We start from the raw sequence: 15,110 nt of genomic DNA, 5'->3' as shown, positions 1-15,110 counted from the left end.
GATCAGTAACAAGATCAGTCACAGACGGCCAGCCAAACTGTCCGCCGGTATGCCGCCTGGCCGGGACCGTCGGCGACGTCACCGTCTCGGATCGGTGCGGATGACGCGAATCCGCCGGGCGGCATACGACAATGAGCCGGTGACAGCGCCGGGGGACCACAGCACACTGACGAGGCCTGAGGGCCTCACGAGCACCGAGGTCGCCGACCGGGTCGCCCGGGGCGAGGTCAACCGGCTCTCGGAACGCACGTCACGCTCGATCGGCGAGATCGTGCGCGCCAACGTGCTGACGCGCTTCAACGCCATCCTCGGGGCCCTCTTCGTGCTCATCATGATCACGGGGTCGTTCGCCGACGGGCTCTTCGGCCTGATCCTCGTCGCCAACTCGGCGATCGGCATCACCCAGGAGTACCTCGCCAAGCGCAAGCTCGACCGGCTCGCGCTGCTCAACGCGCCGACGACCCGCGTCGTGCGCAACGGTGAGGTGACGGTCGTCGCGACGACCGACGTCGTCAAGGACGACCTCATCGAGCTGCGCACCGGCGACGAGGTGCCCGCCGACGGCACCCTCCTCGCGAGTGCCGGCCTCGAGCTCAACGAGGCCAACCTCACCGGCGAGTCCGACCCCGTGGCCCACGGCGTGGGCGACGCGATCATGTCGGGCACGAGCGTGGTCGCCGGGTCGGGTCGCTACCACGCGAGCACGGTCGGGGCCGACGCCTACGTCAACCGGATCGCGGCCGACGCCCGCAAGTTCACCCGCACGCGGTCGGAGATCCAGGACTCGATCAACACCCTGCTCAAATACATCACCTGGGTCATCGCTGTCGCCCTGCCCATCACCATCTGGTCGCAGTGGCGCACCGTCGGCGAGCAGGGGTGGCAGGAGGTCGTCATCAGGTCGGCGGCGGGGGTCGTGGGGCTCGTGCCCGAGGGCCTCGTGCTGCTCACGTCGGTGGCCTTCCTCCTGTCGGCCGTGCAGCTGACCCGACGCAACGTGCTGGTGCAGCAACTGCCCGCCGTCGAGGGGCTCGCCCGGGTCGACATCGTCTGCATCGACAAGACCGGCACGCTGACGGTGGGAGAGATCGCCTTCGAGGGCGTGACCGCTCTCGACGGCCAGGACGAGGCCGAGATCCGTTGCGGGCTGGGCGCGCTCGCCGACGACCCCAACGCCAACGGCACGTTGACAGCGGTGGGCGCGGCGCTCGACTCGCCGGGCTGGAGCCGCACGCAGACCATTCCCTTCAACTCCGCACGCAAGTGGAGCGCGGCGTCCTTCGAGGGGCACGACACGTGGCTGCTCGGGGCCCCAGAGGTGCTGCTCGACGGGCCGGGGCCGATCCGCGACGAGGTCGTGCGGCTGGCCGACTCCGGGCGCAGGGTCGTGCTGCTCGCCCGTAGCGCCGAGCCCCTCGGCGAGGCCGTGCTCCCCAGCGACCTCACGCCGTGCGCGCTCGTCACCCTCACCGAGCAGGTGCGGCCCGACGCGCGCGCGACCCTTGACTACTTCCGCGAGCAGGGGGTGCAGGTCAAGGTCATCTCCGGTGACAACCCTGTCACGGTGTCCGCCGTCGCTCGCGCCGTGGGTCTCGACGCTGGCGAAGCCATCGACGCGCGCACCCTCCCCGACGACCAGGACGCGCTGCGCGAGGTGCTGGCGCGCACGACCGTCTTCGGCCGCGTCACGCCCGAGCAGAAGCGCGCCTTCGTGCACGCCCTGCAGGCTGACGGCCACGTCGTCGCGATGACCGGGGACGGCGTCAACGACGCGCTCGCCCTCAAGGACGCCGACATCGGTGTCGCCATGGGCAACGGCGCGCAGGCGACGAAGGCCGTCGCCGAGCTCGTCCTGCTCGACGGGAAGTTCTCGCACCTGCCCGACGTGCTCGCCGAGGGCCGCCGCGTCATCGGCAACGTCGAGCGCGTCGCCAACCTCTTCCTCGCCAAGAACGCGATGAGCCTCGTCGCGATCATCGCGGCCGCGGTGCTCGCCGTGCCCTTCCCCTTCCTCCCGCGTCACCTCACCCTCGTCTCGGCGGTGACGATCGGCATCCCCGCGTTCTTCCTCGCCCTCGGGCCCAACAAGCGCCGCTACCTGCCAGGCTTCCTGGGGCGCATCCTGCGCTTCGCCGTGCCGGCCGGCGGCATCGCCGGGCTCGCCGTCATCGCCTCCTACCTGCTCGCCGGCAGCAACTACGGCGTGCCCCCAGACGAGTTCGTCTCTCGGTGCAGGGTCGAGACCGGCGCCAAGACGGTGTCCGACGTCGCCTGCTGGCAGCCCGGCACGGGAGCGACGATCACCCTGCTCGTCGTCTTCTTCTGGATCCTCATCGTGCTGTCGCGACCCTTCCGTCCGTGGAAGGTGGCGCTCGTCGCGGCCATGATCGGTCTCGCCGTGCTGGCCTTCGTGGTCCCCTTCGCCCGCACCTTCTTCAACTTCGACGCGCCGGCGCCGCTGGTGTGGCAGTCGCTCCTCATCGGCGCTGTCGGGGCGGCGCTCGTCGAGGTCGTCTATCGCACGTCCTCGGCAGTCAAGGCCGCGCACCACGTCGCCGACTGACCGGCAGGTCACGAGATGGCCAACACCGGCGACCACGCGCAAACCGGGTGATATCTTCCGCGGGCACGCTGCCACGGGGGCAGCTTCATTGTGGAACGGGGGACCTGCCGTGCGGCGGTCTGTCATCTCTGGGCTCTCAGTGGCCCTCGTCCTCTCATCGGCTGGCCTCGGCGGCGCGCTGTCGGCCACGGCCGCTCCACTGGCCGCTCCGGCAGCTCCCACTGCCGTCACCGGGGTCGCCGACGGCACCTTCGTGTCCTTGGCACCGGCGCGCATGCTCGACACGCGTGGCGGCTCGCTCGGGCGCCCCCTGGGTGCCGGCGAGGTCTTCAACCTCAAGGTCAACGGGCGTGGAGGCGTGCCCGCGTCGGGCGTCATGGCGGTCGTGCTCAACCTCACGGTCACGGGCCCGACGCAGGCGGGCAACATCGTGGCCTACCCCAAGGGTGCTGCCGTGCCCAACGCCTCGAGCCTCAACTTCGTGGCGGGTGACACGCGCGCCAACCTCGTCACCGTGCCGGTGAGCAGCGACGGCTGGGTCAGCATCCGCAACGCAACCGGCCAGACCCACGTCATCGCCGACGTGCAGGGCTACTACGTCGGCTCGACGACGACGAAGCCGGCCGGCGCCGTCGACTACTTCCCCGACGACCCGTGGCGTGTGCTCGACACCCGCAAGGCCGACCAAGGCCCCGCGCTCGCGCCGCAGACCTACACGGTCCAGTCGATCGCCTACGGGCCGGACTCGGCCGACATCACCGCGCTCGCGATCAACCTCACGGCTGTGCGTCCCACGGCGAAGGGCTTCCTCAACGCCTGGAACGGCGACGAGAGCGCGATCCCCAACACCTCCAACCTCAACTTCGCTGCCGGACAGACCACCTCCAACATGGTGATCGTGCCGGTCACGCACCGCACGGACACGGACGGTGAACCCCTCGTCGACTTCGCGGTGGGCAACGCGAGCACGGGCACGGTCGACGTGATCGTCGACGTCGTCGGCGTCTATGCCGCCGGTGACGGCCTGCGCTTCCGGAGTGCCGGTGCGCCGAAGCGCATCGTCGACACCCGCACGGGCATCGGCACGACGACGCTCGGCCCGACCACGACGCGCACCGTCACGGCTCCGAGCACCGTCGCAAACTCCATCACCGTCGCGATCGTGGCCAACGCAACCGCCGTGAAGCCGACCGCTGCCACCTACGTCACCCTCTGGCAGACCGGCGTCACGCGCTCGTCGTCGAGCAACCTCAACCCCGCGGCGGGTCAGACCGTCGCCAACATGGCAATGGTCGGGCTCAACGAGGTCAACAAGTTCAACATCTACAACAACGCCGGCACGACCAACGTCATCGTCGACGTCGCGGGCCGCTTCGACGTCTCGCCCAACCTGGCGACCGCTCCGTCGGCCTTCTCGGGCTCGACCGCTGCTCCCACGGCGTCCACGGCCCAGGTGGCACCGCTGCGCTGACAGCCGCCGCACTGACACCGTCATCGCACCCGACGAGCGGGCACCCTTCAGGTCAAGGGTGCCCGCTCGCTGTCTCAGCGCTCCAGTCGTAGCCGCATCGCGGGCCACGCGGTGGGCGTGAAGCCGAGCTCGTCGTAGAGACCGGACCCCTCACCCGTCGCGAAGAGCTCGACGAGGTGAGCTTCCGTCTCCTCGCGCAGCCACCGCAGCACCTCCACGACGCAGGCACGGGCCAGCCCCTGACGTCGGGCGTCGGGCTGAGTGGCGACGTTGTTGACGAGCCCCCAGACGCCGTTGGGGTTGACCGGCGAGGGGGTCTCGAACCGTAGCGCGGCCATGGCTCCGGCAGCGACGCGTCCGTTCGCAGCCACCGCGAGCGCCACGCAGGTATGCCGTCCGGCGAGCTCGCGCTCGAGCCACTTCTCCGCGGCCTGCCGCCACCGCGGATCGTCGAGGCCGGCCACGTCCATCGAGGCGAACATCAGGGCCCGCAGCTCGACCACGGCAGCCGCGTCCGCACTCGACGCCCGCCGGATTGTCCAGTCGCTCACCGGCTCACTCTCCCAGAGGCGCGGGACTGCAGACCGCCGGGCCACGTCGACCATCCGACGTGGCCCGGCGCCATACGGCAAGCAGTGTCGCGTGAGGCGACCGATCAGCTGGCGTCGAGCTCGTGCTCCTCGTGCAGCCCGCCACCCTCGCCGCCGGAGAGGCTGGCCGTGACTGGCTGGACCGGGTCGAGCAGCGGCGACTTGACGAAGTCACGGCGCGAGTAGACGAGCACCGTGTGGGCGATCGCGTCGCTCATCTCGTCGAGACCCTTCTGGTTGACGTTGGTGAAGCCGTCACAGAAGAGGTGGTAGCACTTGTCGTAGGACTCACCGGCCGTGCCGCCGTAGACAGCCGCTTCGGCAGCGGTCTTGACGCCCTCGGCGCCGGTGAAGAGACCACCGGCAGGGATGCCGACGGCGATGAACGGGCCGTAGTCCGAGCGACCGCTGAACGGCGTCTCCGAGCTCTGGAGGCCGACAGCGTCGAAGTAGTCGTGGAAGGTCGCCTCGATCGCCCCTGAGCCCTCCGGTCCCAGCGCCGCACCCGGACCGACCGGGAACGCGGAGTTGTCGCCGTCATAGACGAAGCGCACGTAGTTGGGCGAGCCGACCATGTCGAAGTTGAGGTTGAGCGCGATCTTGTCGCGGTCGGCCTGCGACAGGTTGGCCACGTAGTAGTTCGAGCCGAGCAGGCCGAACTCCTCCGCGCCCCACCAGGCGAAGCGCAGCTTGCTCGTCGGAGTGCGCTCCTGGGCGGCATACGCCTCTGCGACCTCGAGGATCGCGGCCGACCCGCTGCCGTTGTCGTTGATGCCCGGTCCGCGCGGCACGCTGTCGAGGTGGGCCCCGACGACGACGACGTTGTTGGGGTCGCCACCTGGCGTCTCGGCGATGACGTTGTAGGTCGTGCGGGGCTCGTTGACCCGCTCGACCTTGAGCCGCACCACGGAGTTGGTCGATCCGTTGGTGACTCCGTTTCGCAACGAGTCGCCCACGGCGAAGGTCGCGCCCACGACGGGGATGGTGACGCCGGGGCTGCTCAGCGTGCCGGACAGGACACCGGTGCGCCCGGGCTGGCCCTCGTTCATGATGACGACGCCGGCGGCACCGGCGGCCTGGGCGTTGAGGGCCTTGACCCGGAAGTCACACGTGCCGCGCTGAATGAGGGCGATGGAACCCGCGGGGAAGCCGGAGAAGTCGGCGGCCGCGCACCCGGACGGGCTCGCGCCGGGGGTCGCGGGCGGTGGGATGGTGAGGTTGACCGCATAGAGCGACGCGGTGACGTCGCCGTTGCCGCTGTAGGTCATCGACGCGAAGTCCGGTCCGTCGGTCCAGGCCGCGGGGTTCGGGGAGATCCGCTGGAGGACGGCGGGCGCCACATCGGCGTTGTAGACGAACTGGAACGGCTGGACCGTCACCTGGTAGCCGGCAGCCTGCATCCGGCCCTTCACGTAGTCGACGGAGGCGTCGTAGCGCGGGGTGCCGGAGACCCGGTTGCTGCCGCCGGCGATCGTCTGCAGCGCCTGGAGGTGCTCGTTGATCCCCGCCGTCGTGACTGCCTTGCGGAAGCCCTTCGTGACCATCATCTCGCTCGTGTCGTTGGCCGCGGTGGCCTGCGGCGCGATCCCGGTTGCGACAAGCATCCCGGAGGCCGCGACGGCCGCGCCGATCGACACGATGCGCATGCGTCGTTGCATGCTCCATCCCTTCTCTGTGTCCTGCAGTGCGATGGTGCTCTGTGAGTTGCTGCAGGGGTGGTGCGCCCCCGATCAGGGGCGACTCTGCCGACCCTAGAGCCGGCGAGCCGGGCGCGCCACGGATTCGGGTCAATCCTCGACGGTCCGCAGGAGCTTCCACCCGGGACGCAGAAACGCCCCCGACCGGAGTCGGGGGCGCCATCTGAGCCGCTTGTCGGAATCGAACCGACGACCTATTCATTACGAGTGAATCGCTCTGGCCGACTGAGCTAAAGCGGCAGGTGTCCGGCGCGCCAGCGGCACGATCGAGCACGGTGGTTGAGTATACGCACGACCCCAACCGGGAGAAAAATCGCCGTCCCGCCCCTCAGCAGGCCTTGCCGTTCGCGGGCACGGTGCCCTTGATGAGGTAGCCGTCGACGGCGGTGTCGACGCAGGTGCTGCCGGCGAAGTAGGTGCCGTGACCGTCGTGGTCCGAGGTGAGCAGGACGCCCGACTCGAGGTCCTTGGCGAGCTGCTTGGTGCCTCCGATCGGGGTCGCGGGGTCGCGTTCGTTGCCGATGACGAGGATCGGCGCCGCCCCCGTCGCGAGCGTGCCGCCCTTCTGCGCGCGCCCCTGGGTCGGCCACGTGCGGCAGTTGTCGTAGAGCTCGCCCGTCATCCGGGCCCACAGCGGGTGGTCCGCCCTGGCCTTGTCGCGGGCGGCCTCGAGGGACGGCGTCATGGGTGACCGGGGCCAGTCAGCACAGCGCACCGGCAGCATCGCCTGCAGGTAGGTCGTGTCGGCGTACTGACCGGCTGCGTTGCGCTCGACGACCGACATCCCCTTGGCGAGCAGGATGTCGCCCTTGCCGGTCAGGGCCTGGGCGAGACCCGTGTTGAGGGTGGGCCACGACTGCGACGAGTAGAGGCACATGAAGATCGAGAAGCCGACCCAGCCCTCGCCGATGCGCTCGAGCCCGGGCTTGCTCGTCGTGAGCCCGTCGCGCTCCACCGCGTCGAGCAGCGCGATGATCTTGCCGCGGGCGGCGGCCTTGTCGGAGCCGAGCGCGCAGTCCGGTCGCGCCACGCACCAGTCGATGAAGGCGTCGATCGAGGACTCGAAGCCCTGGATGTCGTAGGACATCTCCTGCTCGTCGGTCTGGTTGGGCGACATCGCCGAGTCGAGCACCATCCGGCCGACCTTCGTCGGGAAGGTGTCGGCATAGATCGCCCCGAGGAACGTGCCGTAGGAGCCGCCGAAGAAGTTGAGCTTGCTGTCGCCCACGAGCACCCGCATGACGTCCATGTCGCGTGCCACCTCGGTCGTGCTGAGGTGACGCGCGCGCTCTCCCCCGCGCTGGGCGCACTCTGCAGTGATGCGGTCGGCCTCCGACAGCAGCTCGGCGCGCTCCGCCGCCGAGTCGGGCGTCGGGTCGACGTCGAAGAGCTGGTCCATGTTGTCGTCCGTGAGGCACTGCACCGGCGAGGACTGGCCGATGCCGCGCGGGTCGAAGCCGACGATGTCGTATGCCGCACGCACCGCCGGCGAGAACGCGAACTCCGCGAGCTGGGCGTACTGCACACCGGACCCTCCGGGTCCGCCCGGGTTGATGAGCAGGGAGCCACGTCGCTGGCCCGCGTCGGTGGCCGGAGCCTTGCGCACCGCCAGGGTGAAACGGTCGCCGGCGGGCTTCGCGTAGTCGACCGGGACCTCGATCGTGGCGCACTCGTGGCCGGAGCCGTCTCCACACGCCTTCCAGTCGACCTGCTGGGTGTAGAACGACGCGAGCGAGGCCGGGAAGTCGGTGTCGGCCGGACCCGAGGGGCCGGGGGTGGCGGGGGTCGAAGCCCCGGGCGCAGTCGGTGTGGAGGGCGCAGCCGGCGCGGAGCCCACCTGCGTCCAGGCGTCACCGGCCACGGGCTCGGAGGCCCGGAACGCGCCCCAGACGGCGAGCAACGTCGCCGCAAGCAGGGCGATGACGGCGATCGCGGCCACGACCTTGCGCACCGTCGACCCCATCGGGCCGTCCGGTCCCGGAGCCTCGGGCGCGCCCGAGGCGCGGGGGCGCAGCTCGGGCGGCAGGGCGGCATACGGGCTCGGAGCCCGCTCCGGCAGGTCCTCGGGGCGCGGTTCGTCGTTCAGCACGTCAGTCCGTCCGCAGGCACGCGGCCCTGCACGTAGTAGGCGTCGATGGCGTTGTCGATGCAGTCGTTGCTGCGGCGGTAGGCGGTGTGCCCGTCGCCGTCGTAGGACACGAGCACGGAGTTGGAGAGCTGGTCATCGAGTCGCTTCGACCACTCGTAGATCGTCGCGGGGTCGCGCGTCGTGCCGACCACGACGATGGGGGCGCTGCCCTCGGCGCTGATCTTCTGCGGACCGGAGCCCGACCGGGCCGGCCACACACCGCACGTCAGGCCGCCCCACGCGAGCGTCTCGCCCCACGTCGGCGCCTCCTCGGCGAAGATCTTGGCGTAGTTCTGGTAGGTCTCGAGGTCGGGGCTGTCGGGGCGGTCGAGGCAGTTGACCGCCGGCAGCACCTCCATGATGTTGCTCGTGTAGCCACCGCCTGACTGCCGGCCGGCGTAGTCGTTGGCGAAGGCCATGAGGCGCGCGCCGTTGCCGGCCTCGGCCTCGCGCAGGGCGTCGGTCAAGGCGCTCCAGGAGCTCTGGTCGTACATCGCCTGCCCGAGCCCCCACGAGGCCCAGGCCTCACCCAGGCGAGGGGCACTGGGGTCGCCCGTGGGAATGGGGGTGCGGTCGACGTCGGCGAGGAAGTCTCGGATCCACGCCATGCCTTCGTCGACCGACGACCCGAGCGGGCAGTCACCCTGCGCGATGCAGTCGGCGACGTAGGTGCGGGTCGCGAGCTCGAAACCGCGCGCCTGCCCCTCGGACAGCTCGGCGTTGGTGAGGTCGGGCGGCACGACCCCGTCGAGGACGAAGCGGCCGACGCGCTTGGGGAACAGGCCGGCATACGTCGAGCCGAGGAAGGTGCCGTAGGACTTGCCGAGGTAGTTGAGCTGGCCGTCGCCGAGCGCGGCACGCAGCACGTCCATGTCCTTGGCCGAGTCGGCGGTGGACAGGTGCGGCAGGAGCGTGGGGTTCTTGGCCTCGCACCCGGCGGCGAGCGTGCGGGCCTGGGTGAGCAGCGCCTGCTCCTCGGCCCCGTCGTCGGGGGTCTGGTCGGTGCTCATGAAGTCGTCGAGCTGGCTGTCACTGAGGCAGTCGAGGGGCTCCGACTGTCCGACGCCGCGAGGGTCGAAGCCCACGACGTCGAAGTAGCGGCGCACCTGGGTGCCGACGATGCCGTCGGCGGCGGCCGCGTAGTTCATGCCGGACGCGCCGGGGCCGCCGGGGTTGACCACGAGAGACCCGATGCGACTCCCCTGGTCCTTGGCCGGCACCCGCAGCACCTTGATCGTGAGGTCGGTGGCGGGGTCGGGCTTGGCGTAGTCGAGCGGCACCCGCAGGTCAGCGCACTCGTCGGAGCCGTTGCAGGGTGACCAGGCGAGCTGCTGGGAGTAGTAGGCATCGAGCGCATCGGACGGAGGGGCCGTGGCCGGGGGCACGTCGGACGCGGACGTCGGGGGCACGGGGGGCTCCGAGCTCGAGCACGCCGCCGTCAGCAGCAGACCGAGCACCGCGGTCGTCGCGGTCAGGGCTCGGGTGATGGCGGCGGGGCGCGGCGTCATGCGGGAAACGGTAACCCGACAACCTGCGCATCACCGATCTCGCTACACGGTCGTGACCGACCTGAGGCCGCGGCCGCGGCCGCGGGGAGCATCGTGCTCACATGCCCAGGTCGCGGGGCATGCGCAGCTGGAGAGCCATCGCCTCGAGCGCGAGCAGCGGCGGCACGTTGGCGTTGATGCGGTCGCGGGCCTCGGTGATCGCGTCCATCGCACCGAGGAGCTGCTCGGCGGTGAAGACACTGGCGAGGCCACGCACCTTGTCCATCGCATCGGGGTTGACGAGGTCGACGTCGGAGCCGAGACGCAGCACGAGCGCATCGCGATAGACCGAGGCGAGGTCGATGAGGGCGCGGTCGACGACGTCGCGGCCGTGGCGCGTGGCGCGGTTCTTCTGCTCCTTCTCGAGAGCAGCGACCTGCGAGCGGATGTGCGGCGGCTGGGTGCGCGCGGTGGGGTCGGCGCCGAGGGTCTCGAGCAGGCGCGCTCGCTCGGCCGCGTCGCGCTCGCTCGCCGAGGCGCTCGACTCCTCGTCGGCGATCTGCGCGAGGTCGGCGGCGGCGCCGATCGCGTCTCCCACCCCGACGATCTTGGTCGACATGGCGACGACGTCACGCCGGCGGATGCGCGCCTGCTCGTCGCGGGCCAGACGCCGTGCCAGACCGATGTGCGACTGGGCGGCACGGGCTGCGTGCAGCGCCATGGACGGGTCGACACCGTCACGGCGCTGGAGCAGGTCGGCAACCGCCTCGACGGGGGGCGTGCGCAGACGGACGTGCCGCGACCGCGAGCGGATCGTCACGATGACGTCCTCGAGGCTGGGGGCGCAGAGCATCCACACGGTGCGCGGGGTGGGCTCCTCGAGGGCCTTGAGGAGCGCGTCGGCCGGGGCGTCGGTGTAGGAGGTGAGTCGGTCGGCGTCCTCGATGATGATGATCCGCCAGCGGCCCACCGAGGGACGCAACGCGGCCTCCTGCACGAGGGCCCGGGCCTCGGCGACCTTGATCGAGAGGCCCTCGGTGGCGACGACCTTGACGTCGGCGTGGGTGCCGTCGAGCGCGGTGCGGCACTCGACGCACTCGCCGCAGCCGCCCTGCGGACACTGGAGCGCGGCGGCGAAGGCACGGGCCGCGGTCGACCGACCGCTGCCGGGCGGACCGGTGAAGAGCCACGCGTGGGTCATCGCCGCGTCGTCACGCACCGCCCGGGAGAGGGTCTCGACGGTCGGCTCCTGACCGACGAGATCGCGCCAGACCGTCATCGCGGGCCCTGTGCGGTGGAGGCAGCGGCGTCGATGCGGGCGACCGCCTTGACGACGCGGGCGTGGATCTCGTCGACCGGCAGGGCCGCGTCGACGACGAGGTAACGGCCGGGGTCCTGCGCGGCGAGATCGAGGAAGCCCTGCCGCACCGCCGCGTGGAAGACATCGGCCTCGGACTCGAGCCGGTCGTGCACGTCGCCGCGTCGGGCTCGGCCCGCCTCGGGAGAGACGTCGAGCACGATGGTCAGGTCGGGCAGAACGCCACCCACGGCCCAGTGCTGCAACGCGCGGATCTCGTCGGCGCCGAGCTCACGGCCGGCACCTTGGTAGGCGATCGAGCTGTCGGTGTAGCGGTCGGTGATGACGACCTCGCCCCTCGCGAGCGCCGGCGCGATGAGCTGGTCGACGTGCTGCGCCTTGTCGGCGGCGAAGAGCAGTGCCTCGGCGCGGGCGGCGACGTGGTCGCCGTGGAGCACGAGCTGACGGATCTGCGAGCCGAGCGGCGTGCCGCCGGGCTGGCGGGTGACGACCACCTCGCGCCCGCGCCCCTCGAGGAGCTGGGTCAGCAGTCGCACCTGGGTCGACTTGCCGGCCCCGTCCCCGCCCTCGAAGCAGACGAAGAGCCCGGGGGCTGTCGTGCCGCGCGGAGCGGCGGACCCGAGTCTCGCCGCGAAGTTCTCCGTCACGCGCCGAGCCTATGCGACCCCGGTGACGGTCTCTCCGTGCCGCCCACCGCTGCACCACCCGCAGACTGATCCGCAGACAGATCGCCCATGCACGTCAATCTGCGAATCAGTCTGCACTTGGTGTCGCCAGGGCAGCAGCAGCCGCCGCTTGATCCGCAGACAGATCCCGTCGGCGTCAATCTGCGGATCAGTCTGCACTTGGTGTCGCCAGGGCAGCAGCAACCGCCGACTGATCCGCCGCTTGATTCGCAGACAGGTCCGGCAGTCCGGCTCAGCGGCGCTTGACCAGTTCCTCGGCGATCTGCACGGCGTTGAGCGCCGCGCCCTTGCGCAGGTTGTCGCCGACGACGAAGAGCACGAGGCCCTTGCCCTCGGGAGCCGCCTGGTCGGCGCGCACCCGCCCGACGAAGACCTCGTCGCGACCAGCCGCCTCGAGCGGGTTGGGCACGTCGGTGACGATCACGCCGGGGGCGTTCTTGAGCAGGTCGAGAGCCTCCTCGGGCGAGAGGTCGTCGGCGAACTCGGCGTGGATCGCGAGGCTGTGCCCCGTGAACACCGGCACGCGCACGCAGGTGCCCGAGACCCGCAGGTCGGGGGCGTGCAGGATCTTGCGCGACTCGTTGCGCAGCTTCTGCTCCTCGTCGGTCTCGAGCGAGCCGTCGTCGACGATCGACCCCGCGAGCGGCACGACGTTGAAGCCGACGGGCACGGCATACAGCTGGGCCTCGGGGACGGCCACCGCGCGCCCGTCGAGCGCGAGCCCGGTGGGGTCGCCCGCGGCATACGTGCCCTTGAGCTGGCGATCGAGCTCCTGCACGCCGACGCCACCCGAGCCGCTGACCGCCTGGTAGCTCGAGACGTGCAGGCGCACGAGCCCGGCGCGCTCGTGGAGCGGGGCGAGCACCGGCATGGCGGCCATCGTCGTGCAGTTGGGGTTGGCGACGATGCCCTTGGGGATGTCGTCGAGGTCGCCGGGGTTGACCTCGGAGACGACGAGCGGCACCTCGGGGTCCTTGCGCCACGCGCTCGAGTTGTCGATGACGGTGGCGCCCGCTGCGGCGACCTTGGGCGCGAGCTCGCGGCTCGCCGCACCGCCGTTGCTGAAGAGCGCGATGTCGATGCCGGAGAAGTCGGCCGTGGCCGAGTCCTCGACGGTGACGTCCTCGCCCTTGAACGGCAACGTCGTGCCCGCCGACCGCGCCGACGCGAAGAACCGCACCTGCGACACGGGGAAGTCGCGCTCCTCGAGGAGGGTGCGCATGACCCCGCCGACCTGACCCGTTGCTCCGAAGACTCCGACTCGCATGCCCCAAGGTTACGGCGGGGGAGGTGGCCCTCCCCCGCCGCGTTCACCTGTCGGTCAGGCGCGTCGAAGTGCTCAGCCGCCGGTCGCGTGACGGTCCGCGTTCGCGTGGATCGCCTCCTTGACGTATGCCGCGAGGCCGGGCGCCAGGTCGTCGTAGGTCTTCGTGAAGCGGGGGTCGGCGACGTACATGTCGGCGAGGCCGCGGTGGAAGTCGTGCGAGATGTCGTAGAAGCGCTCGTGGATGTGCAGGCGGTGCGCCTCGGCTGCGTCCATCGCCGCCACGCTCGTCGCCGGCTCCCCGGCCTGCAGCGCTCTGATGAAGGCGGCGTTGACCGCATCCATCTCGGCCTTGACCTCTGCCCAGTCGGCCTGGCTGTAGCGCGTGGTGCGCGACTGCGACTGCTTCCAGGCGTCGGTCTCACCCCAGCGCTCCTGCGCCTCCTGCTCGTACTCGTCGCTGAAGCCGTCGCCGAAGAGCTCCTTGAGCTCGGCGGTCGTGGCAGGTCGCTCTTCCATCTCTCTCTCCAGTGCTCGGTCGATGGCCACGACGATGTCGGTGAGCTCGTCGAGCCGGGTCATGACCACCTCGCGCTGCCGGCGCAGGTGCACGCTCGCGTCCTCGTCGCCCGCGAGCAGGGTCGCGATCTGCTCGAGGGACAGCTCGAGGCGGCGATAGACGACGATCTGCTGCAGTCTCCGGAGGTCACCGTCGGTGTAGAGCCGATAGCCCGCGGCCGAGCGCTCGCTCGGCACGAGCAGGCCGACCTCGTCGTAGTGGTGCAGGGTGCGCACCGTCACTCCGAAGACGTCAGCCACCTGCCCCACCGTCCAGGTGGTCTTCTCCTGCATCCTTCGCTCCGTGGTGGTCATGAGATCGAGGTTGCCGCCTCACGTCGCGTGAGGGTCAAGTCCGTTTCGCTGCAGACCTTCCCGGTCGTATGCGCTCGCCTCCTCCCACGGTAGGCGCTGGCCGCCCGAGCGGCTGGGCGCGCGCCCTAGAGTGATCGCGTGCACCGTCGCCTCGCCCTCGTCCGCCGACCCTCGCCCCGTCTCGCGGAAGGGCTCGTGACGCACATTGCCCGCTCGGGCGCCGTCGACCCCGACCTGGCACTGCGGCAGTGGCGCGAGTACGTCGAGGTGCTCCAGCGACGCGGCTGGTCCGTCATCGAGGCGCCACCTGTCGACGACTGTCCCGACGGCGTCTTCGTGGAGGACCAGGTCGTCGTGCACGGCGACGTCGCCGTGCTCTGCCGGTCGGGAGCCCCCGAGCGGCGCGCCGAGCGCGTCGGGGTGCGAGAGGCCGTCGAGTCGCAGGGCTACCGCGTCACCGAGATCGAGGAGCCCGGCACCCTCGACGGGGGCGACGTGCTCAAGCACGGCCGCACGATCTGGGTGGGTGTCGGCGGGCGGACCAACGCGTCGGGCATCGAGCAGCTGCGCGCCGCCCTGGCCGGCCATCGCGTCGAGGTCCTGCCTGTGCCGGTGACGAAGGTGCTGCACCTCAAGTCGGCCGTCACCGCGCTGCCCGACGGCAGCATCATCGGCTATCCACCCCTCGTCGACGACCCAACCGTGTGGGACCGATTCCTCGCTGTCCCAGAGGAATCCGGCGCCCACGTCGTGCTGCTCGGCGGCAACTCGGTGCTCATGTCGGCCGCCGCACCGCGCACCGCGCAGCTGCTCGAGTCGCGTGGCCACGACGTCACGACGGTCGACATCTCCGAGTTCGAGAAGGTCGAGGGCTGCGTCACCTGCCTGTCGGTGCGGCTTCGCGGCTGAGCGATCTCTGTTACGGTCGTTAACCAACTGAGCAATCAAGTTAGTGACTGAATCGGAGATCTGGCATGACCGACCGGCCCACCCGCAGCACGACGAGCGGACCCTCGGCACCCACGGCACCTCC

The 15,110-nt window shown here is 70.7% G+C and carries 11 protein-coding genes and 1 tRNA gene; 3 read left to right on the top strand and 9 right to left on the bottom strand.

Annotated elements, in window-relative coordinates; genetic code table 11:
- Window positions 1-139 precede the first annotated feature (139 nt).
- Window positions 140-2,563: an HAD-IC family P-type ATPase gene (locus tag LG278_RS04730; protein ID WP_404391445.1), complete on the top strand. Its 2,424-nt coding sequence runs from the start codon at window positions 140-142 to the stop codon at window positions 2,561-2,563.
- A gap of 139 nt (window positions 2,564-2,702) precedes the next feature.
- Complete coding sequence (locus LG278_RS04725) at window positions 2,703-4,034, top strand: hypothetical protein (RefSeq protein ID WP_404391443.1); 1,332 nt, start codon at window positions 2,703-2,705, stop codon at window positions 4,032-4,034.
- Between the two features lie 74 nt (window positions 4,035-4,108).
- On the opposite strand, the gene LG278_RS04720 is transcribed toward LG278_RS04725, so the two are convergent.
- The 9 genes from LG278_RS04720 to LG278_RS04680 all read right to left on the bottom strand — a co-directional run bounded on the left by LG278_RS04720 (window position 4,109) and on the right by LG278_RS04680 (window position 14,056).
- Window positions 4,109-4,585, bottom strand: coding sequence for a GNAT family N-acetyltransferase (locus tag LG278_RS04720; protein ID WP_404391441.1), 477 nt, complete (start codon window positions 4,583-4,585; stop codon window positions 4,109-4,111).
- A gap of 104 nt (window positions 4,586-4,689) precedes the next feature.
- Entirely contained in the window at window positions 4,690-6,282 is a 1,593-nt protein-coding gene (locus LG278_RS04715; protein WP_404391439.1) for a M28 family metallopeptidase, read from the bottom strand.
- 205 nt (window positions 6,283-6,487) lie between these two features.
- Window positions 6,488-6,561, bottom strand: a tRNA-Thr gene (locus LG278_RS04710).
- An 88-nt stretch (window positions 6,562-6,649) separates the two neighbouring features.
- Window positions 6,650-8,410, bottom strand: a complete 1,761-nt coding sequence (locus tag LG278_RS04705; protein WP_404391437.1) for an alpha/beta fold hydrolase — start codon at window positions 8,408-8,410, stop codon at window positions 6,650-6,652.
- Window positions 8,404-9,957: an alpha/beta hydrolase gene (locus LG278_RS04700; protein ID WP_404391435.1), complete on the bottom strand. Its 1,554-nt coding sequence runs from the start codon at window positions 9,955-9,957 to the stop codon at window positions 8,404-8,406. Before LG278_RS04700 ends, LG278_RS04705 begins: the two co-directional genes overlap by 7 nt.
- A 97-nt stretch (window positions 9,958-10,054) precedes the next feature.
- Window positions 10,055-11,215, bottom strand: a complete 1,161-nt coding sequence (locus LG278_RS04695; RefSeq protein ID WP_404391433.1) for a DNA polymerase III subunit delta' — start codon at window positions 11,213-11,215, stop codon at window positions 10,055-10,057.
- Window positions 11,212-11,901 (bottom strand): dTMP kinase, encoded by a 690-nt coding sequence (gene tmk / locus LG278_RS04690; protein WP_404391431.1) that lies wholly within the window; start codon window positions 11,899-11,901, stop codon window positions 11,212-11,214. Before tmk ends, LG278_RS04695 begins: the two co-directional genes overlap by 4 nt.
- A gap of 271 nt (window positions 11,902-12,172) precedes the next feature.
- A complete protein-coding gene (locus LG278_RS04685) occupies window positions 12,173-13,207 on the bottom strand; it encodes an aspartate-semialdehyde dehydrogenase (RefSeq protein WP_404391429.1) in 1,035 nt (344 codons plus the stop codon).
- A 72-nt stretch (window positions 13,208-13,279) separates the two neighbouring features.
- Complete coding sequence (locus tag LG278_RS04680) at window positions 13,280-14,056, bottom strand: MerR family transcriptional regulator (protein ID WP_404391427.1); 777 nt, start codon at window positions 14,054-14,056, stop codon at window positions 13,280-13,282.
- 159 nt (window positions 14,057-14,215) lie between these two features.
- Between LG278_RS04680 and ddaH the strand changes: the two genes are divergently transcribed.
- Window positions 14,216-14,986: a dimethylargininase gene (gene ddaH / locus LG278_RS04675; RefSeq protein ID WP_404391425.1), complete on the top strand. Its 771-nt coding sequence runs from the start codon at window positions 14,216-14,218 to the stop codon at window positions 14,984-14,986.
- The last annotated feature ends 124 nt before the right edge of the window (window positions 14,987-15,110 follow it).

This window comes from Humibacillus xanthopallidus, from assembly GCF_044793955.1.
Classification (GTDB): domain Bacteria; phylum Actinomycetota; class Actinomycetes; order Actinomycetales; family Dermatophilaceae; genus Humibacillus; species Humibacillus xanthopallidus_C.
Note: the sequence above shows the minus strand (reverse complement) of the source record. Positions and strands in the feature narration are given on the sequence as shown.